This is a genomic window from Paracoccus ferrooxidans (assembly GCF_029909815.1).
Lineage (GTDB): Bacteria > Pseudomonadota > Alphaproteobacteria > Rhodobacterales > Rhodobacteraceae > Paracoccus > Paracoccus versutus.
Window position 1 is genome coordinate 723,363 of the sequence record NZ_CP038201.1, and the last position, 19,410, is coordinate 742,772.

Genomic DNA, 19,410 nt, shown 5'->3' on the forward strand with positions numbered 1-19,410 from the left:
CAGCGCCCGCGCCGGCAGCTAGGGAGAGCGCGTCGGTTTCCGCAAGGAATTGAAAGGGAATCCGCCGGGGTCGCAAGGCCCCGAACCGGAACTGCCCCCGCAACTGTAGGCGGCGAGCAGGATGCGAGAACGCCACTGTGGCCCCGTGCCATGGGAAGGCCGCATCCCTGCCGTGACCCGCCAGTCAGGAGACCTGCCGACGACGTTTGACCAATCCGAGCGGGTCGGCTCGGGAGGGGTTGCGACCGGCATTGGCCCGGTCTCCATCCGCTCATCCGGCCTGTTCATGATGTAGCGGAAGGAAACATCATGCTGAGGCTCACCACGGCGATCATCGCCACGTCCACCCTGGCGCCGATGGCGCTGGCGGGCACCGAATACCCGCTGACCCTGACCAGCTGCGGCCACGAGGTCACTTTCGACAAGGCGCCCGAAAGCGTCGTCAGCGTCGGGCAAAGCACGACCGAGATCCTGTATATGCTTGGGCTGGCCGACAAGGTGGCGGGCACGGCGCTGTGGATCAACCCGGTCCTGCCCGAATTTGCCGAGGCGGACGCCAGGGTCGAGCGGCTGGCCGACAACGCCCCCAGCTTCGAAAGCGTGCTGGCCAAGAAGCCTGGGCTGGTGGTCACGGCCTATGAATGGATGATCGGCCCGCAGGGCGCGGTCGGCACGCGCGAGATGTTCGACGACGCGCAGATCCCCAGCTGGATCATGCCGACCGAATGCGTCGGCAAGGACAATACGCAAAGCATGGACGGCGCGCGCACGGTCCTGTTCGACACCGCGCTGCTTTACCAGGGCATCGAGGAACTGGCGGCGATCTTCGACGTATCGGAGCGCGGGGCCGAGGTGATCGCCGACCTGAAGGCGCGCGAGGCGGCGGCGGTCGAGCGGGCGCAGGCGCTGGACCTGCCCGAGGGCGTGTCGGGCCTGTTCTGGTATTCCTCGGCCGAGATCGAGATCGACCCCTATGTCGCGGGCGCCAATGGCGTGCCGGGCTGGATGCTGTCCAAGCTGGGGGTGCAGAATGTCGTCGCCTCGCCCGAGGAATGGCCGACCGTCGGCTGGGAAACCATCGCCAAGGCCGGCCCGACCTTCATCGTCGCGGCCGAGATGAACCGCCGCCGCTTTCCCGCCGACGACATCGCCGTCAAGCGCGATTTCCTGACCTCGGACCCGGTGACAAGCGAGATGGAGGCGGTGAAGAACGACCGCATCCTGACCATGCCGGCCAATGCGATGGATCCCTCGGTGCGCGCGATCTACGCGCTGGAATCGCTGGCGGACTCGCTGGCCGGGTTCGACCTGCAATGAGGGCGCGCGCCGCGACCCGCAGCACGGGGCGCAATCGGGGCTGGCTGTGGCTGGCCCCCGCCGTGCTGGTCGCGGCGCTGCTCTTCGGCACGGCGGTGGGCGAGACGCGCATTCCGCTGGCCACCGTCATCGAAGTGCTGGCGGTCAAGGCCGGGCTTGGCTCGGCGGCGCTCGACCCGATCGACGCCAGCGTGATCTGGCATTACCGGCTGTCGCGGGCGGTGGTCGCGGCCTGCGGCGGCGCAAGCCTGGCGCTGTCGGGGCTGATCCTGCAGGCGCTGCTGCGCAACCCCCTGGCCGAGCCCTATCTGCTGGGGATTTCGGCCGGGGCCTCGACCGGGGCGGTCACGGTCGCGGTGGCGGGGATCGGCGCGGGGCTGCTCAGCATGTCGGCGGGCGCCTTTGCCGGGGCGCTGACCGCCTTCGCGCTGGTCGCGGCGCTGGCGCGCGCCGCCGGCGGCGGGACCGGAATGCGCGGCGCCGGGGTCATCATCCTGGCGGGCATCGCCGGCTCGCAGATGTTCAACGCGCTGACCGCGCTGATCATCGCGCAATCGGCCAGCGCCGAGCAGGCGCGCGGCATCATGTTCTGGCTGCTGGGCAACCTGTCGGGCGTGCGCTGGCCGGACAGCTGGGTCGCGGTGCCGATGGCGGCGCTGGCGCTGGGGATCGGGCTGTGGCATGCGCGCACGCTCGACGCCTTCGCCTTCGGGGCGGAAAGCGCCGCGTCGCTTGGCATCGACCTGCGGCGCACGCAGGCGCTGCTGATCGGCACGGCCTCGCTGGCGACGGCGATCATGGTCTCGATCGCCGGGGCCATCGGCTTCGTCGGGCTGGTGGTGCCGCATGCGATGCGCATCCTCGTCGGGCCGCGCCATGCCAGGCTGGTCCCGGCGACGGCGCTGGCGGGGGCGGTGTTCCTGGTGCTGTCCGACGTGGTCTCGCGCATCGTCATTCCCGGCCAGGTGCTGCCCATCGGCGTCATCACCGCGCTGGTCGGCGCGCCCGCCTTTGCCGTGGTCATGATCCGGGGCCGGCAGCGATGACGCCCATCCTGGAAGCCGTCGGCGCCGGCCATGCCGTGCGCGGCCGCGAGATCCTGTCCGACATCAGCCTGCGCCTGCATCCGGGCGAGACCCTGGGCCTGATCGGGCCGAACGGATCGGGCAAGTCGACGCTGATGGGGCTGATGGCGGGCCTGCTGCGCCCGAGCCGCGGCGAGATCCGGCTGGAGGGCCGGCCCATGGCCCGGCTGGGGCGGCGGCAGATCGCGCGGCGGCTGGCGCTGGTCGCGCAATCGGCCGAGACGGCCGAGCGGATCACGGTGCGCGACGCGGTGGAGCTGGGCCGCACGCCCTGGCTTGGCCCGCTGCGGCCATGGGGTGCCCAGGACGACGACGCCGTCGCGGCGGCCCTCGACGCCGTGGACATGGCGCATATGGCGGGACGCGACTGGGCCTCGCTTTCGGGGGGCGAGCGCCAGCGCGTCCATATCGCGCGCGCCCATGCCCAGGCGCCGCGCATCCTGCTCCTGGACGAGCCGACCAATCACCTGGACATCCATCACCAGATCGCCATCCTCGACCTGGTCGCGCGGCTTTCCGTCACCACCGTCATCGCGCTGCACGACCTGCATCACGCCTTGCGCTGCGACCGGGTCATGGTGCTGCGCGCGGGCCGCTGCGTGGCGCTGGGGCCGCCGATGGAAATCCTGACCCCGGCGCTGATCCGCGAGATCTTCGCGGTCGAGGCCGAGATCATCCCCCATCCCCGCGGAGGCCGGCCGGTCTTCGCCTTCCAACGCCTTGCCTGAAAGGACATCCCAATGCTGCTTCGCGCCGCGCTTCTTGCCTGCCTGCTGCCCGCAGCCGCCCTGGCCGAACTGCATGAGGTCAGGATGCTCAACCGCAACGACACCGGCCCGATGCCGTTCGAGCCGGACTACCTGGTGGTCCGGCCCGGCGACACGGTCCGCTTCCTTGCCACCGACCCCGGCCACAACGCCGCCACCATCGCCGGGATGATCCCAAAGGGTGGCGAGAAATTCATCGGCAAGATCAACGAGGAAATCGAGGTCACGCTGGACGCCGAGGGCATCTGGGGCATCAAGTGCTCGCCCCATTACACCATGGGCATGGCGATGCTGATCCAGGTCGGCGACAGGCCCGCGACCGAGGCCGACCTGCCCGACGACCTGCCCGAAGCCGTTCGCCAGAGGATGCTGGAAATCCTCGAGCGGCGGAAAGCGGACTGAGCCGCGGCCGGGACCATGCGGAACCGTTCGGTCAAGGACGACATCCGCGACTATTGGAGCCACCGGGCCGAGACCTATGACCAAAGCCCCGGCCACGGCCTGATGGCCGCGCGCGAGGCCGCCGCTTGGCTGGCGCTGATCCGGCGCCACCTCGGCCCCGGCGAAGGCCGCCTTGCGCTGGACCTGGGCTGCGGCACCGGCGCCATGTCGCTGCTGATGCGGCAGGCGGGCTTTGCCGTCACCGGGCTCGACTTCGCCGGCCCGATGCTCGAGCGCGCGCGCCGCAAGGCGCAGGAGGCCGGCGCCCGCCTCGGCTTCATCGCCGCCGATGCCGAGAATACGCTGGAGCCGGACGGCCGCTACGACGTGATCATCGCGCGCAACCTGCTGTGGACCCTGCCCGCGCCGCAGGCCGCGCTTGGCGACTGGTTCCGCATCCTGAAGCCCGGCGGGCGGCTTCTGGTCATCGACGGGGACCATGCCCGCCAAAGCCTGATCGAGCGCGCCCTGCCCCGGCTCGACCGGCTGCTCGGCAGGATGCAGGACAGCCACAGCCTGGTGACGCCGGCGCAATGGCGCGACCATGGGCGGATCATGGCGCAGCTGCCCTTTGGCGCCGGTCTGCGGGCGCGGGACGCCGCCGATCTGATCGGCGGGGCGGGCTTCACCGATCTGCGGCACGAGAACCTGCGGGCGATGCACAGCCGCCGCTGGCCCCTCTGGTCCCGCGCACGGCTTGCGGCGCTTGGCCAGCACCGCTTCGCCGTTTCGGGCCGCAAGCCGGGGCCGGGACAGTGACCGCCGGCCTGCCCACCGGAGAGCCGCGATTGTCCCCGAAAACGGGGAAGAAGTCGGGGCAGTCTCAGCCCTGCGCGGCAGGGCAGCCGCAGCCGGCCGGCTGGGACTGCCCCCTCGCCTCGACCGGCAGGGGCGCCAGTTCGCCCTTGCGCAGCGCCCTTGCCGCCGCGACCAGGTTCTTCAGCGCCGCCTCGGTCTCGGGCCAGCCGCGGGTCTTCAGCCCGCAATCGGGATTAACCCAGAGCCGCTCGGCCGGGATCACGCTGGCCGCCTTGCGCAGCAGGGTGATCATCTCGGCCTCGGGCGGCACGCGGGGCGAGTGGATGTCCCAGACGCCGGGGCCGATCTCGTTCGGATAGTCGAAATCGCCGAAAGCGCCCAGCAGCTCCATGTCCGAGCGCGAGGTCTCGATCGAGATCACGTCGGCATCCATCGCGGCAATGGCGGGCATGATGCCGTTGAACTCGGAATAGCACATATGGGTGTGGATCCGGGTCTCGTCCGCGACCGTGCTGGCCGACAGCCGGAACGCCTCGACCGCCCATTGCAGATAGGCGTCCCGTTCGGCGCGGCGCAGCGGCAGGCCCTCGCACAGCGCCGGCTCGTCGATCTGGATCGCCTTGATCCCGGCGGCTTCCAGGTCGGCCACCTCGTCGCGGATCGCCAGCGCGATCTGCCGGCAGGTCCGCGCGCGGGGCTGGTCGTCGCGGACAAAGGACCACTGCAGGATCGTGACCGGCCCGGTCAGCATGCCCTTCAGCGGCCGGTCGGTCAGCGACTGCGCACGGGCCGCCCAGGCCACCGTCATCGGCACCGGGCGCGCCTTGACCGCCGGGTCGTGGATGCGCGTCGCATGGCGGCGCGAGAGGATGCGGGTGGTCGCGCCCTATCTGGCGGCCTGGCCGGACGTGGACCTGGACCTGCGCAGCGCCTTTCGCTTTGGCGGCATCGCGGCGCTTCTGGGGCACGAGATCGACCTGCTGATCACCCCCGACCCGCTGGCGCTGCCGGGCATCGCCTATGCCGCGGTCTTCGACTATCAGCTGGTGCTGGCGGTGGCGCAGGACCATCCGCTGGCCGGCCGCGACCATGTCGAGCCCGGCGACCTGGTGGCCGAGGTGCTGATAACCTATCCGGTCGAGCCGACGCGGCTGGACATCTTCACCCGCTTCCTGGTGCCCGGAAATTGCCTGCCGCGCCAGCACCGCAACGTCGAGACGACCGAGATGATGCTGCAACTGGTCGCGGCCGGCCGCGGCGTCAGCGCCGTGCCGGACTGGTTCCTGCGCGAAGAGGGCGCGGGCCTACCGGTCCGCGGCCTGCGCATCGGCGCCGGGCTGGAAAAGTCGATCCACCTGGGCACCCGGCGCGGCGAGGAGGCCACCGGCTACATCGCCGGCTTCCTGGACCTGGCCCGCCGCGCCGGGCCGCGGCCTCAGCCGCCGCTGGAATAGGGGGCGAAACGGGCCTCGGCGGTGCTGACGGCCAGCGGGCGGCCGACCATGGGAAAGGCGCGCTGCGGGCAGGCGGGACGCTCGCACACCTTGCAGCCGGGGCCGATCCGGGTCGCAAGCCCGGGGTTCCTCAGGTCCAGCCCGCGCGCATAGACCAGCCGGTCGGCATGGGCCAGGTCGCAGCCAAGCGCCACGGCGAAGGTCTTGACCGGGGCGCCGAAGCCGCCCTGGCCATGGCTGACCATGCGCGCGATCCACAGGTAGCTGCGCCCGTCCGGCATCTGCGCGATCTGGCGCACGATCTCTCCGGGCCGGGAAAACGCCTCGTAGACGTTCCACAACGGGCACGAGCCGCCGATGCGCGAGAAGTGGAAATCCGTCGCCGATTGCCGTTTCGAGATGTTCCCGGCCCGGTCCACGCGGATGAAAAAGAACGGCACGCCGCGCGCCTCGGGGCGTTGCAGGGTGGACAGGCGGTGGCAGGTGGTCTCGAACCCCACGCCGAAGCGGCGCGCGATCAGGTCGATGTCATAGGCCACGGCCTCGGCCTCGCGCAGGAAGGCGCCATAGGGCAGGACCAGCGCGCCCGCGAAGTAATTCGCCAGCCCGATCCGCAGCAGCGCCTGCGCGTCGGGGGCCAGCCCCGGATCGCCCGCAAGCCGGGCGATGGTCTCGCCCTGTTCCAGGAAGGCCAGCTGCGTGGCGATCTGGAAGGCCTGCTGCCCCTCGGTCAGGTGCGGCGCCAGGTGCAGGATGCGCGCGCCGGCGTCAAAGCGGCGCAGGCTGCCTGCGTCCAGCGCGATGCGGATGCCGTGCCGCCCGGCCAGCCGGTCGATCAGCCCTGCCACCATCCGCCCCGGCGGCAGGGCCGAGCCGATGGCCTCGGCCGGGGTCTCCAGGTCCGGGACATGGTTGCGGCGGTCATAGAACCAGTCGCGCACCGCCTCGAAGGCGGCGGGGGTGGCGGCGGCCTGCGGCTCGGTCAGCCGGCCCGCCAGCAGGTCGGCGCGCTCGGCGGTCTCGCGCAGCCGGGCCTGCATGGCGATGATGGCCCGCGCGATGCCGGGCATGTTCGAAGCCAGTTCCCGCAATTCCGCCGTCGCCGCCGGCGCGCCCTGGTCGGCCAGCGCCGCGCGCAGGTCGGTGATCAGCCGCGCCTCCTCGGCATCCGAGAACAGCTGCACGTCGAGGCCGAAGGCGCCGTTCAGCCTGAGCAGCACCGGCACGGTCAGCGGGCGCTGGTTCTGCTCGATCTGGTTGAGATAGCTGGGCGAAATCCCCAGGGCCCGCGCCAGGGCCGCCTGGGTCATGCCGCGTTCCTCGCGCAAGCGGCGCAACCGGACGCCCATATAGCTTTTCGTCATCTTCGCAACCTTCGCAATTTGCATGCGCAATCTTCGCTGATCAACGCTTTTTCAGTAGTTTAACCGGCGATGCGCCTTGTGGATAGATGGCTTTGCCAATTTTGCGAAGGCAGGAACGATGGGCACAGAGACCCGCATGGTCGAGATGATCTTTCCCGATGCCGCGAACCATTACGGCACGCTGTTCGGCGGCAATGCGCTGGCCCTGATGGCCAAGGCGGCCTTCATCGCCGCCACCCGCCACGCCGGCGGCTCGGTCGTCATGGCGCGCTCGGAGCGGGTGGATTTCACCACCCCGATCCGCGTGGGCGAGATCCTGGACCTGACCGCCCGCGTCATCCGCACCGGCCGCAGTTCGATGACCGTCGAGGTGCTTGGCCTGGCCCAGGCGACGACCGGCGCGACCGAAAGGCAGGCGCTCTCGGGCCGCTTCGAAATGGTGGCGGTGGATGCGCATGGCCGTCCGCTGCCCATCGCCCAGAACATCACCAGCGAAGGACTGACCCATGATCACCCATGACCTGCGGACCTGGAAATCCGCCGAACACCTGCCGCGCGAACAGCAGCTGGCCTGGAAGATCGCCGAGGTGGCGGCCGACCCGGTGGCGGTGGAGCCGGCCGTGACCGAGATGATCGTGAACCGCATCATCGACAATGCTGCGGTGGCGGCGGCCTCGCTGGCGCGGCGCCCGGTGGCCTCGGCCAGGGCGCAGGCGCTGTGCCATCCGTTCCAGCGCGGCGCCACGGTCTTCGGCATGACCGACGCCACCCGCGTCAGCCCGGAATGGGCGGCCTGGGCCAATGGCACCGCGGTGCGCGAGCTGGATTTCCACGACACCTTCCTGGCCGCCGACTATTCCCACCCCGGCGACAACATCCCGCCGATCCTGGCCGTGGCGCAGCATTGCCTCCGCTCGGGGCGCGACCTGATCCGCGGCATCGCCACCGGCTACGAGATCCAGGTGAACCTGGTGCGCGGCATCTGCCTGCACGAGCACAAGATCGACCATATCGCCCATCTGGGACCCTCGGCCGCCGCCGGCATCGGCACGGCTCTGAACCTGCCCGCGCAGACCATCTACCAGGCGGTGCAGCAGGCGCTGCACGTCACCACCACCACCCGGCAAAGCCGCAAGGGCGAGATTTCCAGCTGGAAGGCCTATGCCCCCGCCTTTGCCGGCAAGATGGCGATCGAGGCGGTGGACCGGGTGATGCGCGGCGAAGGCGCCCCCAGCCCGGCATGGGAGGGCGAGGACGGCTTCATCGCCTGGCTGCTTTCCGGCCCCGAGGCCCGCTACCAGGTGCCGCTGCCGGGCCGGGGCGAGGCCAAGCGCGCCATCCTCGACACCTACACCAAGGAGCATTCGGCGGAATATCAAAGCCAGGCGCTGATCGACCTTGCCCGCCGGTTGGGGCCGCAGATCGGCGACCTGTCGCAGGTGGACGGCATCGTGATCCACACCAGCCACCATACGCATCATGTCATCGGCACCGGCGCCAACGACCCGCAGAAGCTGGACCCCAAGGCCAGCCGCGAGACGCTGGACCATTCCATCATGTATATCTTTGCCGTGGCGCTGGAGGATGGCGGCTGGCACCACGAACGCTCCTATGCCCCGCAGCGCGCGCAGCGCCCCGAGACCGTGGCGCTGTGGCACAAGATCACCACCGTCGAAGACCCCGAATGGACCCGGCGCTATCACGCCCGCGACCCCAGGGAAAAGGCGTTCGGCGGCCGCGTCGTGGTCACGCTCAGGGTCGGCCGGGTGATCGAGGACGAACTGGCGCTGGCCGACGCCCATCCCGACGGCGCGCGTCCCTTCGTGCGGGAAAAGTATGTCCAGAAGTTCCTGACCCTGTCCGACGGCATCATCGCCACCGCCGAGCAGCACCGCTTCCTCGACGCGGTGCAAGGCCTGCCCGACCTGCCCGCCGGGCGACTGGGAGAGCTGAACTTCGCCGTCTCGCCCGCGCGCCTGGGCGAGGCCGCGCCCCATGGCATCTTCGACTGGAAATAAGGAGATCACAATGAGCGGTTCCGCCAGGAAACCCAAGAAGTCGGTGGCCCTTTCGGGGGTCGTCGCCGGCAACACTGCGCTGTGCAGCGTCGGCCAAAGCGGCAATGACCTGCATTATCGCGGCTTCGACATCCTCGACATCGCCGAAGCCTGCGAGTTCGAGGAGATTGCGCATCTGCTGATCCACGGCACCCTGCCCTCGGCCGCGGAACTGGCCGCCTACAAGGCCAAGCTGCGCAGCTTGCGCGGCCTGCCGCTGGCGGTGCGCCAGACGCTCGAGGCGATCCCGGCCGCGGCGCATCCGATGGACGTGCTGCGCTCGGGCGTCTCGGCCATGGGCTGCGTGCTGCCCGAGGCGCAGGACCACAACATCCCCGGCGCCCGCGACATCGCCGACCGGCTGATCGCGGCGCAGGGCTCGATGCTGCTTTACTGGTATCACCACGCCCAGCATGGCCGCCGCATCGAGGTCGAGACCGAGGACGACGGCATCGCCGGGCATTTCCTGCACCTGCTGCACGGCCGTCCCGCGACCGAGGCCGAGATCCGCGCCATGCACACCACGCTGATCCTTTACGCCGAGCACGAGTTCAACGCCTCGACCTTTACCGCGCGCACCATCGCCGGCACCGGCGCCGACGTCTATTCCGCCATCGCCGGCGCCATCGGCGCGCTGCGCGGGCTCAAGCACGGCGGCGCCAACGAGGTCGCCTTCGAGATCCAGAAGCGCTACGCCACCCCCGACGAGGCCGAGGTCGACATCCGCGCCCGCGTCGCGGCGCGCGAGGTCATCATCGGCTTCGGCCATCCGGTCTATACCGTCTCGGACCCGCGCAACGTGGTCATCAAGCGCGTCGCCCGCCGGTTGTCCGAGGACAAGGGCGCGACCCGCATGTTCGCCGTGGCCGAGCGGATCGAGGACGTCATGCTGGACGCCAAGGGGATGTTCCCGAACCTCGACTGGTATTCGGCCGTCTCCTATCACCTGCTGGGCGTGCCGACCGCGATGTTCACGCCGATCTTCGTCATCGCCCGCACCGCCGGCTGGGGCGCGCATGTGGTCGAGCAGCGCCAGGACAACAAGATCATCCGCCCCTCGGCCCATTACATCGGCCCGGAAAACCGCCGCTTCCTGCCCATCGACCAGCGCGGCGGGCAGTTGTCCCTGGAGGCCGAGTGATGCCCTATCTGATCGGCTCCGACCTGCCCGAGGCGCCGGCCGGCGCGCGGTTCCGCGCAGCCCTGGCCCGTCCCGGCATCCTGCGCCTGCCCGGCGCGCATAACGGCATGGCCGCGCTTCAGGCCCGCGCGGCGGGGTTTCAGGCGCTCTACCTCTCGGGCGCCGCCATGACCGCCTCGATGGGCCTGCCCGACCTGGGCATCATCACCGTGGACGAGGTCTGCTTCTTCATCCGCCAGATCGCGCGGGCCAGCGGGTTGCCGCTGCTGGTCGACGGCGACACCGGCTATGGCGAGGCGCTGAACGTCATGCACATGGTGCGCAGCTTCGAGGATGCGGGCGCCGCGGCCGTGCATCTGGAGGACCAGCTGCTGCCCAAGAAATGCGGCCACCTGAACGACAAGAAGCTGGCCCCGGCGCAGGACATGGCGGCCAAGGTGGCGGCGGCGGCCCGCGCGCGGCGGCATCTGTTCGTCATCGCCCGCACCGATGCGGCCGCGGCCGAGGGCATCGAAGGCACCGTGGCCCGCGCCAAGCTTTACGTCGAGGCCGGGGCGGACGCGATCTTTCCCGAGGCGCTGACCTCGGTCGAGATGTTCCGCGAGGTCCGCGCCCGCCTGCCCGGCGTGAAGCTGCTGGCCAACATGACCGAGTTCGGCCGCACCCCCGCGTTGACCGCGCAGGAGTTCCAGGAGCTTGGCTATGACATGGTGATCTGGCCGGTCTCGTCGCTGCGCGTGGCCAACAAGGCGCAAGAGCGGCTTTACGCCGCACTGGCCCGCGACGGCGCGACGACGGCCATGCTGCCCGAGATGCAGACCAGGGCCGAGCTTTACGAGGCGATCGGGCTCAACGCCTTCGAGGCGCTGGACGCCTCGATCGCGCGCAGCCTGCTGCCCGCGCAGTGCTGAGGCATCGGGCGGGGCGGTCCCGCCCGACGACCGGCGGGGCGCAGGCGCCCACCGTCCCGCCGGTCCGTTCGCGCATCCGGCGATGCAAGCCCGGCGACGGCCCTATTGCGCCGCCGCCTGGGCCAGCGGCCATTCCTTGGCCACCATGGTCAGCACGTCGTATTGCGCCACGACCTCGCCCTTCTGGTTCGTCACCTGGCAATCCCAGCGCACCTCGCCATGGCCGGCGTTCTCGCGCGGGTTGATCTCCTTGCAGGTCAGCCGCACTTGCAGCGTGTCGCCGAAATAGACCGGGGTCAGGAAGCGCAGGTTGTCCACGCCGTAATTGGCCAGGACCGGGCCGGGGTTCGGCTCGACGAAAAGACCCGCGGCAAAGCTGGCGATCAGATAGCCATGCGCCACGCGGTCGTCGAAGAACGGGTTCGCCTTGGCTGCCGCCTCGTCCATATGGGCATAGAAGGTGTCGCCGGTGAAATGGGCGAAATGCTCGACATCCTCGCGGGTGACGGTGCGGGTCGCCGTGACCAGCTGGTCGCCGATGCGCAGCTCGGCCAGCGACTTGCGGAAAGGATGTTCGCCCTGCCGCACGTCGGCACCGGGGATCCAGCGCCCGGTGACGGCCGACAGCAGCCGCGGCGCGCCCTGCACGGCGGTGCGCTGCATGTAATGCTTGACGCCGCGGATGCCGCCCATCTCTTCGCCGCCGCCGGCGCGGCCGGGGCCGCCATGGACCAGCGGCGCCAGGGGCGAGCCATGCCCGGTCGAGGACTTGGCCGAGGCGCGGTTGCCGATCAGCACCCGGCCGTGCCAGGGCGCGGCGCCCAGCACCAGCTCCTCGGCGACCTTCGGATCGTCGGTAAAGACCGATGTGACCAGCGAGCCGCGGCCCATCCGCGCCAGGGCCACCGCCTCGTCCAGGTCGTCATAGGGCATGACCGTCGAGACGGGGCCGAAAGCCTCGACCTCATGCACCGCCCCGGCCGCGAAGGGCTTGGCGGCATACATCAGCACCGGGTTCAGGAAGGCGCCCCTGGCCGCGTCGCCCGAGGTCACGCGCACCGCATCGGGATCGCCGGCGACGATCTCGGCCGCCGCCTGCAGGTCGCGGATGCGCTCGCGCACCTCTTCGCGCTGGTCCAGGCTGGCCAGCGGCCCCATGCGCACCCCCTCGTCGCCCGGCAGGCCGACGGCGGTCTTGCCCAGCCGCTCGTCCAGCGCGGCGACCAGGGCGTCGACCTGGGCGCGGGGCGCGATGACGCGGCGGATGGCGGTGCATTTCTGCCCGGCCTTGACCGTCATCTCGCGCGCGACCTCGCGCACGAACAGGTCGAACTCGGGCGTGCCCGCCACCGCGTCGGGGCCGAGGATGGCGGCGTTCAGGCTGTCCGCCTCCATGGTGAAGCGCACGGAATTGGCGATCACCGCCGGATGGGTCTTGAGCTTGCGCCCGGTCCAGGCCGAGCCGGTGAAGGTCACGGCGTCCTGTTCGGTCACGTGGTCCAGCAGATCGCCGACCGAGCCGCAGATCAGTTGCAGCGCGCCTTCGGGCAGGATGCCGGTCTCGACGATGCGGCGCACCATCAGCTCGGTCAGATAGGCGGTCTGGCTGGCGGGCTTGACCAGGCAGGGCATCCCGGCCAGCAGCGTCGGCGCGATCTTTTCCAGCATCCCCCAGATCGGGAAGTTGAAGGCGTTGATATGCACCGCCACGCCATGCAGCGGCGTCAGGATATGCTGGGCGCTGAAGCTGCCGTCCTTGGACAGCGGCTCGACATCGCCATCGGTCAGCACGCGGGCATTGGGCAATTCGCGCCGCGCCTTGGAGGCAAAGGTCAGCATGGTGCCGATGCCGCCCTCGATGTCCACCCAGCCGTCGGTGCGGGTGGCGCCGGTATGCAGGCTTTCGGCGTAGAATTCCTCTTTCTGCGCCATCAGCGCCAGGCCCAGGGCCTTGAGCATGCCGGCGCGTTCGTGAAACGACATGGCGCGCAGCCTTGGCCCCGCCGCCTCGCGGCCATGGGCCAGCGCGGCGGCAAAGTCGATGCCGGTCGAATCGATCACGGCCACCGGCTCGCCGGTGGCGGCGTCCAGCAGGGTCTGGCCGGGCTGGCTGCCGGGGGTCCAGCACCCGCAGACATAGCTTTCAAGACGGCGCGGAGTGGTCATTGGCGTTTCCTTGGTCAGTCTTCGTTTTGCTCGGGCGGCAAGGCCGCGCCCGTCGGGGAGCGCGGCCGCAAGCGCCGGTTCAGAGGCCAAGCGCGGCCAGATGTTCCGACACCAGCGCCTCCCAGCGCGCCAGCAGCGCCTCGTTCGGGCTGTGGCGCAGGCCGAAGCGCGCCAGCGTGTCATAGCGCGCCGAATGGGTCAGGCCGAAGCCCGCCGCGACGCGCGGCTGCCAATAGGCGATGGCGGCGCGGGCTTCCTCGCGCCCGGTCTCGGTCTGGGCGATCTGCTCCAGCCCCTCCAGTCCCAGCTCGGCATGGCGGGCCTCGCGCGGGGCGATCTCGCGAAAGACCTCGGCCAGCGGGCCGTAGGAGACGCGGGTCAGCTCGGTCATCTGCACCCCGGTCGCCAGCCCCTGCAGCACGTTCATCACCACCGCATCGGTCCAGCCGGCGATGGGATAGTGCAACACCGACAGCCGCATGTCGCCGGGCCGGCGCGCGGTGCCCAGATCGGCGTCGCGCGGGACGCGGGCGGCCCAGTCGTGGCTGGTCTGATAGCGGGCGGCATCGGTGCCGAACTCGGCCATCACCCGCAGCACGCGCCCGGCATGGTCGGCCTTTTCCAGCGTGATGCGACTGGCGGCGATACGCTCCTTGATGCCGGGGGCGAGGTTGATCGCATCGGCGAAGCCGGCCGAGGCGGCCAGTTCGCTGTCCACGAAGGACGACATCAGCCGCAAAAGCTCGCCGCGATAGCGGGCGGGCACGTTGCCGGGCGCGGTCAGCACGCCGCCCTGCGCCAGGTAGTCCTCGATATTCATGGTATCGGACATGGGTTCCCCTCCTGCGCCCGGATCATTCGTCATAGGTGACGACCACGCGGTCGCTGACCGGATAGGCCTGGCAGCTCAGCACATAGCCGGCGCGGACCTCGTAATCTTCCAGCGCGTGGTTCACCGCCATCTCGACCTCGCCCTCCAGCACCTTGCAGCGGCAGGTCGAGCAGACGCCCGCCTTGCAGGAATAGGGCGCGTCCATGTTGTTGGCCAGGGCCGCCTCCAGGATCGTCTCGCCCTCGCGCGGCATCTGGAAGGCGCGGGTGGCGCCGTCCAGCGTCACCGTGGCGGCCACGCCCTCGCCCGCGCCGGCCGCCTGGGCCGAGACGGGGCGGGCCTTGGCGCGGCCCGGCTGGCTGGAGGCGAACAGCTCGAACTTGATCTGCTCGTCGTGCAGCCCGTGGCCGCGCAGGGACGCCGCCACGGTCAGCATCATCGGCTCGGGGCCGCAGATGAAGGCGGTGTCGACCGCCTCGGCGTCCAGCCAATGCTGGAACAGCGCCGTCATCTTGCCCTCGTCGATGCGGCCGGTGAACAGGTCGATCTCCTGCCCCTCCTGCTCCAGCACATGGATGACCGAGAAGCGGCCGAGATAGAGGTTCTTCAGATCCTCCAGCTCCTCGCGGAACATGATGGTGTTGATCTGGCGGTTGGCATAGACCAGCGTGAACTGCGCCCGCGGCTCGCGCGCCAGCACGGTCTTGATGATCGACAGCACCGGGGTGATGCCCGAGCCGGCGGCAAAGCCCAGATACTGCTTTTCCGCCTCGGGCTCGATCGGGGTGAAGAACTTGCCCATCGGCGGCATCGCCTCGATCTCGTCGCCGGGCGCCAGGTTCTCGTTGGCCCAGGTGCTGAAGGCGCCGCCGTCGACGCGCTTGATGCCCACGCGCAGAGTGCCTTCGTCCTTGCCGGCGCAGATCGAATAGGACCGGCGCAGCTCCTCGCCGTCGAAGTCGCGGCGGAAGGTCAGGTATTGGCCCTGGGTGAAGTCGAACAGCGCGCGGTCCTCGTCGCGGGGGGCCAGGGTGACGACCACCGCGTCGCGCGTCTCGCGACGCACATCGGTGACCTTCAGCGGATGGAAGCGTGCCATGGGGGTATCCTTCCTGAAGCGGGGCGCCTTCTTACAGGCATTTGAAATAGTCGAAGGGTTCCAGACAGTCCTTGCAGCGATAATTCGCCTTGCAGGGGGTCGAGCCGAACTGGCTGATCTTTTCGGTATTGGTCGAGCCGCAGCGCGGGCAGGCGATGGTCAGGTTCGCGCCGCTCATGCGGGCGATGCGCCCGGCCAGGACCCCGTCCGCCGCCGTGCCGTCGATGGGCGGCGCGATGCCATAGGCGCGCAGCTTTTCGCGGCCCGCCTGGGTGATCCAGTCGGTGGTCCAGGGCGGGGTCAGCTGGCGTTCCAGCCGCAGCTTGTCGATGCCGTGGCTGCGCAGCGCGGTCTCGATGTCCAGGTTGATGATGCTGGTCGCGGGGCAGCCGGAATAGGTCGGCGTGACCCTGACGACCAGCGTGTCGCCCTGCCATTCGACGCCGCGGATGATGCCCAGGTCGGTCAGGCTGATCACCGGGATCTCCGGGTCGGGCACCTCGGACAGCCAGCCCCAGACCTGCTCGACGCTGGGATGGGTCGCAGCGGCCATGGGCTTTACCAGCTGGCGCCGGGATAGGCGCGTTGCAGGAACTGCATCTCGGCCAGGATATAGCCCAGATGTTCCGTGTGGATGCCCTGCTTGCCGCCCTTGTGCGCAAAGTCGCTTTCGGGGATCTGCAAGGTCGCCTCGCCCAGCACGTGGCGCAGCGTGGCGTCCCAGCCGGCGCGCAGGCTGGCCGGATCGGGGGCGATGCCGCGCGCGGCCATCTGGGCATCCTTGTCGTCGCCCAGGAACATCTCGCCGGCATAGGGCCAGAGCGCGTCCAGCGCCTGCTGCATCCGCCGGTGGCTTTCCTCGGTCCCGTCGCCCAGCCGCACCACCAGGTCGGACGAGCGTTCCAGGTGATAGGCCACTTCCTTGCCGGCCTTGGCCGCGATCTCGGCCACGCGCGGGTCCGAGGATGCCGCCAGCCCCTTCAGCAGTTCATGGTGCCAGGCGTCGAACAGGAACTGCCGCATCAGCGTATGGCCGAAATCGCCGTTCGGACGCTCGCAGATCAGCAGGTTGCGGAAATCCCAGGCGTCGCGCAGATAGGCCAGGTCGTCGGCCGAGCGGCCCTGCCCCTCGACCTCGCCGGCAAGCCCCAGCCACAGCTGGGTCTGGCCGATCAGGTCCAGCGCCACGTTGGCCAGCGCGATGTCTTCCTCGAGCGCCGGCGAATGGCCGCACCATTCGGACACGCGATGGCCCAGGACCAGGGCGCTGTCGCCGATGCGCAGCAGCGTCTCGAAGAACGCCTCCTGGCCCTCGTCGGGCTGGGGCACGGTCGGATGGGCCGGATGGGCCTCGGCCTGATGCCGGGCCAGTTCCGCCACCTGGGGCGTGGTCATGACGGGCAGCGACGGCATCACATATGCCCCACTTCTTCGGGAATGTCGAAAAAGGTCGGGTGGCGATAGACCTTGGCGTTCGAGGGCTCGAACAGCGGCCCCTTTTCCGAGGGGCTCGACGCGGTGATCTGCGCCGAGGGCACCACCCAGATCGACACGCCCTCGTTGCGGCGGGTATAGACGTCGCGGGCGTTCATGATCGCCATTTCGGCGTCGGGCGCGTGCAGGCTGCCGACATGGCGGTGGTTCAGCCCGTGCTGGCCCCGGATGAAGACTTCCCAGAGCGGCCATTCCTTGGACATGGTTCTCTCTCCCTAAACTTGGTTGCGCCCCGGACCCGGTTGGCCGGCGGCGCCGTTCCTGGCGATTGCGGGCTTACTCGGCGGCTTGCGCGCGGCGGGCTGCGGCCTTCTCGGCATGCGCCATCAGCCCCTCGCGGAACCAGGCGCCGTCCTCCCAGGCCTTGACGCGGGCGCCCAGCCGGTCCTTGTTGCAGGGCCCGTTGCCGGCGATCACGTCGAAGAATTCCGACCAATCCGGCTCGCTGAAATCGTAGCCGCCCTTTTCCTCGTTCCATTTCAGGTCCGGGTCGGGGACGGTCAGGCCCAGGTATTCCGCCTGCGGCACGGTCTGGTCGACGAATTTCTGCCGCAGCTCGTCATTGGTGTTGATCTTGATCTTCCAGGCCATCGACTGCGCCGAATGCACCGAATCCTTGTCCGAGGGGCCGAACATCATCAGCGCCGGATACCAGAAGCGGTTCAGCGCGTCCTGCGCCATGCGCTTCTGCGCGGGCGTGCCCTGGGCCAGCTTCATCATCACCGCATAGCCCTGGCGCTGGTGGAAGCTTTCCTCCTTGCAGATGCGGATCATGGCGCGGGAATAGGGACCGTAGGAGGTGCGTTGCAGCGGCACCTGGTTCATGATCGCCGCGCCATCGACCAGCCAGCCCACCGCGCCCATGTCGGCCCAGGTCAGCGTCGGATAGTTGAAGATCGAGGAATATTTCATCTTGCCGGCGTGCAAGAGCTCCATCAGCTCGTCGCGCGAGACGCCCAGCGTCTCGGCCGCCGAGTAGAGATAGAGCCCGTGCCCGGCCTCGTCCTGCACCTTGGCCAAGAGGATCGCCTTGCGCTCCAGCGTGGGGGCGCGGGTGATCCAGTTGCCCTCGGGCAGCTGGCCGACGATCTCGCTATGGGCGTGCTGGCCGATCTGGCGGACCAGCGTCTTGCGATAACCCTCGGGCATCCATTCCTTGGGCTCGATCTTCTCGCCGCGGTCGATGCGCTCCTGGAAGGCGATCTCCTGGGGGGTCATCTCCTCGCGGGCTTTCATCCCTTCGGACTTCACAAGCTGGGCATACATGGCAAACTTCTCCCTGGGTCAAACGCGTTCGAGGATCAGCGCGATGCCTTGCCCCACGCCGATGCACATGGTGCAAAGCGCATAGCGCCCGCCGGTGCGATGCAGCTGATACATCGCCGTCGTCACAAGCCGGGCCCCCGACATGCCAAGCGGGTGGCCAAGCGCGATGGCGCCGCCGTTGGGGTTCACATGGGCGGCGTCGTCGGGCAGGCCAAGGTCGCGCAGGGTCGCCAGCGCCTGGCTGGCGAAGGCCTCGTTCAATTCTATCACATCCATCTGGTCGATGGTCAGTCCCGCGCGCGCCAGCACCTTTTTCGCCGCCGGCGCCGGGCCGATGCCCATGATGCGCGGCTCGACCCCCGCCGCCGCCATGGCGACGATGCGCGCCTTGGGCGTCAGGCCGTGCCGTTCCGCCGCCTCGCCGGACAGGATCGCCAGCGCCGCGGCGCCGTCGTTCACGCCCGAGGCATTGCCCGCCGTCACCGACAGATCGGGGCCGTTCACGCCCTTGAGCCGGGCCAGCGTCTCGGCCGTGGTGCCGGGGCGCGGATGCTCGTCGGTGCCGAAGACCACCGGCTCGCCCTTTTTCTGCGGGATGGTGACGGGCACGATCTCGTCGGCAAAGACGCCGGCCTGCTGCGCCGCTTCCCAGCGGGCCTGGCTGCGCGCGGCAAAGGCGTCCTGGTCGGCGCGGCTGACGGCGAAATCGGCGGCGACGTTGTCGGCGGTCTGCGGCATCGAGTCGATGCCGAACCGCGCCTTCATCGCCGGGTTGACGAAGCGCCAGCCGATGGTGGTGTCATAGACCGCATTGGCGCGGGAAAAGGCGCTTTCCGCCTTGGGCATCACGAAAGGCGCGCGGGTCATGCTTTCGACGCCGCCGGCGATGACGAAATCGCAATCGCCCGCCTTGATCGCGCGGGCCGCCATGCCGACCGCATCCATCCCCGAGCCGCAAAGCCGGTTCACCGTGGTCCCCGGCACCGCGACGGGCATGCCCGCCAGCAGCACCGCCATGCGGCCCACGTTGCGGTTGTCCTCGCCCGCCTGGTTGGCACAGCCATAGATCAGGTCGTCGACCGCAGCCCAGTCCACGCCGGGGTTGCGCTCCATCAGCGCCTTCAGCGGCACCGCCGCCAGGTCGTCCGCCCGGACCGAGGCCAGCGCCCCGCCATAGCGACCAATCGGCGTGCGCACCGCGTCACAGATGAAGGCGTCCTGCATGCTCTCTCCCATTTTCAAGACGAAAGACCGGCG

19 protein-coding genes, 1 pseudogene and 1 riboswitch are annotated in these 19,410 nt (G+C 69.7%); of the genes and pseudogenes, 10 read left to right on the forward strand and 10 right to left on the reverse strand.

The genetic code is table 11. The features are described from left to right. Positions 1–16 precede the first annotated feature (16 nt). Positions 17–215, forward strand: a riboswitch (cobalamin riboswitch). Positions 216–309: 94 nt separating this feature from the next. Genes E3U26_RS16525 through E3U26_RS16545 form a run of 5 tightly spaced genes read left to right on the forward strand, consistent with a single transcriptional unit; the run spans position 310 to position 4,369 of the window. Beyond that, positions 310–1,317: a TroA family protein gene (locus E3U26_RS16525; protein WP_499106063.1), complete on the forward strand. Its 1,008-nt coding sequence runs from the start codon at positions 310–312 to the stop codon at positions 1,315–1,317. Beyond that, positions 1,314–2,363 (forward strand): FecCD family ABC transporter permease, encoded by a 1,050-nt coding sequence (locus E3U26_RS16530; protein WP_499106065.1) that lies wholly within the window; start codon positions 1,314–1,316, stop codon positions 2,361–2,363. The genes E3U26_RS16525 and E3U26_RS16530 overlap by 4 nt, the downstream gene beginning before the upstream one ends. Continuing rightward, positions 2,360–3,130 (forward strand): ABC transporter ATP-binding protein, encoded by a 771-nt coding sequence (locus E3U26_RS16535; RefSeq protein ID WP_499106066.1) that lies wholly within the window; start codon positions 2,360–2,362, stop codon positions 3,128–3,130. Before E3U26_RS16530 ends, E3U26_RS16535 begins: the two co-directional genes overlap by 4 nt. Positions 3,131–3,142: 12 nt before the next feature. Continuing rightward, positions 3,143–3,571: a pseudoazurin gene (locus E3U26_RS16540; protein ID WP_072461256.1), complete on the forward strand. Its 429-nt coding sequence runs from the start codon at positions 3,143–3,145 to the stop codon at positions 3,569–3,571. Positions 3,572–3,586: 15 nt separating this feature from the next. Continuing rightward, complete coding sequence (locus E3U26_RS16545) at positions 3,587–4,369, forward strand: class I SAM-dependent methyltransferase (RefSeq protein WP_499106067.1); 783 nt, start codon at positions 3,587–3,589, stop codon at positions 4,367–4,369. A gap of 64 nt (positions 4,370–4,433) precedes the next feature. Here the strand turns inward: E3U26_RS16545 and E3U26_RS16550 are convergent. Then, positions 4,434–5,189 (reverse strand): annotated as a pseudogene (locus E3U26_RS16550) (hypothetical protein); the annotation flags it as partial. A 22-nt stretch (positions 5,190–5,211) separates the two neighbouring features. Here E3U26_RS16550 and E3U26_RS16555 point away from each other — a divergent pair. Next, entirely contained in the window at positions 5,212–5,823 is a 612-nt protein-coding gene (locus E3U26_RS16555) for a LysR substrate-binding domain-containing protein (RefSeq protein ID WP_499106068.1), read from the forward strand. On the opposite strand, the gene E3U26_RS16560 is transcribed toward E3U26_RS16555, so the two are convergent. Next, positions 5,805–7,187, reverse strand: a complete 1,383-nt coding sequence (locus E3U26_RS16560; RefSeq protein WP_499106070.1) for a short-chain fatty acyl-CoA regulator family protein — start codon at positions 7,185–7,187, stop codon at positions 5,805–5,807. The two genes, E3U26_RS16555 and E3U26_RS16560, sit on opposite strands and share 19 nt — an antisense overlap. Before the next feature lie 118 nt (positions 7,188–7,305). Here E3U26_RS16560 and E3U26_RS16565 point away from each other — a divergent pair, with 118 nt between their 5' ends. Genes E3U26_RS16565 through prpB form a run of 4 tightly spaced genes read left to right on the forward strand, consistent with a single transcriptional unit; the run spans position 7,306 to position 11,296 of the window. Then, entirely contained in the window at positions 7,306–7,707 is a 402-nt protein-coding gene (locus E3U26_RS16565; protein ID WP_036754375.1) for an acyl-CoA thioesterase, read from the forward strand. After that, the gene (locus E3U26_RS16570; RefSeq protein ID WP_499106071.1) at positions 7,694–9,205 is read left to right on the forward strand and encodes an MmgE/PrpD family protein; all 1,512 of its coding nucleotides are present in this window, start codon (positions 7,694–7,696) and stop codon (positions 9,203–9,205) included. Before E3U26_RS16565 ends, E3U26_RS16570 begins: the two co-directional genes overlap by 14 nt. 10 nt (positions 9,206–9,215) lie before the next feature. Continuing rightward, a complete protein-coding gene (gene prpC / locus E3U26_RS16575; protein WP_499106072.1) occupies positions 9,216–10,385 on the forward strand; it encodes a 2-methylcitrate synthase in 1,170 nt (389 codons plus the stop codon). Then, the gene (prpB, locus tag E3U26_RS16580; RefSeq protein WP_499106073.1) at positions 10,385–11,296 is read left to right on the forward strand and encodes a beta/alpha barrel domain-containing protein; all 912 of its coding nucleotides are present in this window, start codon (positions 10,385–10,387) and stop codon (positions 11,294–11,296) included. Before prpC ends, prpB begins: the two co-directional genes overlap by 1 nt. Before the next feature lie 102 nt (positions 11,297–11,398). Here the strand turns inward: prpB and paaZ are convergent, their stop codons facing one another. The 8 genes from paaZ to pcaF all read right to left on the reverse strand — a co-directional run bounded on the left by paaZ (position 11,399) and on the right by pcaF (position 19,377). After that, positions 11,399–13,462, reverse strand: a complete 2,064-nt coding sequence (gene paaZ / locus E3U26_RS16585) for an aldehyde dehydrogenase family protein (protein WP_499106074.1) — start codon at positions 13,460–13,462, stop codon at positions 11,399–11,401. A gap of 79 nt (positions 13,463–13,541) precedes the next feature. After that, positions 13,542–14,294: a Phenylacetic acid catabolic protein gene (locus E3U26_RS16590; protein ID WP_499106075.1), complete on the reverse strand. Its 753-nt coding sequence runs from the start codon at positions 14,292–14,294 to the stop codon at positions 13,542–13,544. A 22-nt stretch (positions 14,295–14,316) separates the two neighbouring features. Next, positions 14,317–15,393: a 1,2-phenylacetyl-CoA epoxidase subunit PaaE gene (gene paaE, locus E3U26_RS16595; RefSeq protein WP_499106076.1), complete on the reverse strand. Its 1,077-nt coding sequence runs from the start codon at positions 15,391–15,393 to the stop codon at positions 14,317–14,319. A 31-nt stretch (positions 15,394–15,424) separates the two neighbouring features. Further along, positions 15,425–15,946 (reverse strand): 1,2-phenylacetyl-CoA epoxidase subunit PaaD, encoded by a 522-nt coding sequence (gene paaD / locus E3U26_RS16600; protein WP_036754391.1) that lies wholly within the window; start codon positions 15,944–15,946, stop codon positions 15,425–15,427. A gap of 5 nt (positions 15,947–15,951) precedes the next feature. Beyond that, complete coding sequence (paaC, locus tag E3U26_RS16605) at positions 15,952–16,806, reverse strand: 1,2-phenylacetyl-CoA epoxidase subunit PaaC (RefSeq protein ID WP_499106077.1); 855 nt, start codon at positions 16,804–16,806, stop codon at positions 15,952–15,954. Beyond that, a complete protein-coding gene (paaB, locus tag E3U26_RS16610; RefSeq protein WP_011751029.1) occupies positions 16,806–17,090 on the reverse strand; it encodes a 1,2-phenylacetyl-CoA epoxidase subunit PaaB in 285 nt (94 codons plus the stop codon). The genes paaC and paaB overlap by 1 nt, the downstream gene beginning before the upstream one ends. 73 nt (positions 17,091–17,163) lie before the next feature. After that, positions 17,164–18,153: a 1,2-phenylacetyl-CoA epoxidase subunit PaaA gene (paaA, locus tag E3U26_RS16615; RefSeq protein WP_072461247.1), complete on the reverse strand. Its 990-nt coding sequence runs from the start codon at positions 18,151–18,153 to the stop codon at positions 17,164–17,166. 18 nt (positions 18,154–18,171) lie between these two features. Continuing rightward, positions 18,172–19,377, reverse strand: a complete 1,206-nt coding sequence (pcaF, locus tag E3U26_RS16620; RefSeq protein ID WP_114534750.1) for a 3-oxoadipyl-CoA thiolase — start codon at positions 19,375–19,377, stop codon at positions 18,172–18,174. Positions 19,378–19,410: the final 33 nt, after the last annotated feature.

Excerpts from the sequence above, each read along its gene's own strand:
- E3U26_RS16560 (WP_499106070.1), bottom strand. The coding sequence starts at position 7,187 with ATGACGAAAAGCTATATGGGCGTCCGGTTGCGCCGCTTGCGCGAGGAA.
- paaD (WP_036754391.1), bottom strand. The coding sequence starts at position 15,946 with ATGGCCGCTGCGACCCATCCCAGCGTCGAGCAGGTCTGGGGCTGGCTG.
- E3U26_RS16565 (WP_036754375.1), top strand. The coding sequence starts at position 7,306 with ATGGGCACAGAGACCCGCATGGTCGAGATGATCTTTCCCGATGCCGCG.
- E3U26_RS16590 (WP_499106075.1), bottom strand. The coding sequence starts at position 14,294 with ATGTCCGATACCATGAATATCGAGGACTACCTGGCGCAGGGCGGCGTG.
- E3U26_RS16540 (WP_072461256.1), top strand. The coding sequence starts at position 3,143 with ATGCTGCTTCGCGCCGCGCTTCTTGCCTGCCTGCTGCCCGCAGCCGCC.
- prpC (WP_499106072.1), top strand. The coding sequence starts at position 9,216 with ATGAGCGGTTCCGCCAGGAAACCCAAGAAGTCGGTGGCCCTTTCGGGG.
- paaE (WP_499106076.1), bottom strand. The coding sequence starts at position 15,393 with ATGGCACGCTTCCATCCGCTGAAGGTCACCGATGTGCGTCGCGAGACG.
- E3U26_RS16525 (WP_499106063.1), top strand. The coding sequence starts at position 310 with ATGCTGAGGCTCACCACGGCGATCATCGCCACGTCCACCCTGGCGCCG.
- paaB (WP_011751029.1), bottom strand. The coding sequence starts at position 17,090 with ATGTCCAAGGAATGGCCGCTCTGGGAAGTCTTCATCCGGGGCCAGCAC.
- E3U26_RS16535 (WP_499106066.1), top strand. The coding sequence starts at position 2,360 with ATGACGCCCATCCTGGAAGCCGTCGGCGCCGGCCATGCCGTGCGCGGC.
- paaZ (WP_499106074.1), bottom strand. The coding sequence starts at position 13,462 with ATGACCACTCCGCGCCGTCTTGAAAGCTATGTCTGCGGGTGCTGGACC.
- E3U26_RS16570 (WP_499106071.1), top strand. The coding sequence starts at position 7,694 with ATGATCACCCATGACCTGCGGACCTGGAAATCCGCCGAACACCTGCCG.
- E3U26_RS16545 (WP_499106067.1), top strand. The coding sequence starts at position 3,587 with ATGCGGAACCGTTCGGTCAAGGACGACATCCGCGACTATTGGAGCCAC.
- E3U26_RS16555 (WP_499106068.1), top strand. The coding sequence starts at position 5,212 with ATGCGCGTCGCATGGCGGCGCGAGAGGATGCGGGTGGTCGCGCCCTAT.
- paaC (WP_499106077.1), bottom strand. The coding sequence starts at position 16,806 with ATGCCGTCGCTGCCCGTCATGACCACGCCCCAGGTGGCGGAACTGGCC.
- pcaF (WP_114534750.1), bottom strand. The coding sequence starts at position 19,377 with ATGCAGGACGCCTTCATCTGTGACGCGGTGCGCACGCCGATTGGTCGC.
- paaA (WP_072461247.1), bottom strand. The coding sequence starts at position 18,153 with ATGTATGCCCAGCTTGTGAAGTCCGAAGGGATGAAAGCCCGCGAGGAG.
- E3U26_RS16530 (WP_499106065.1), top strand. The coding sequence starts at position 1,314 with ATGAGGGCGCGCGCCGCGACCCGCAGCACGGGGCGCAATCGGGGCTGG.
- prpB (WP_499106073.1), top strand. The coding sequence starts at position 10,385 with ATGCCCTATCTGATCGGCTCCGACCTGCCCGAGGCGCCGGCCGGCGCG.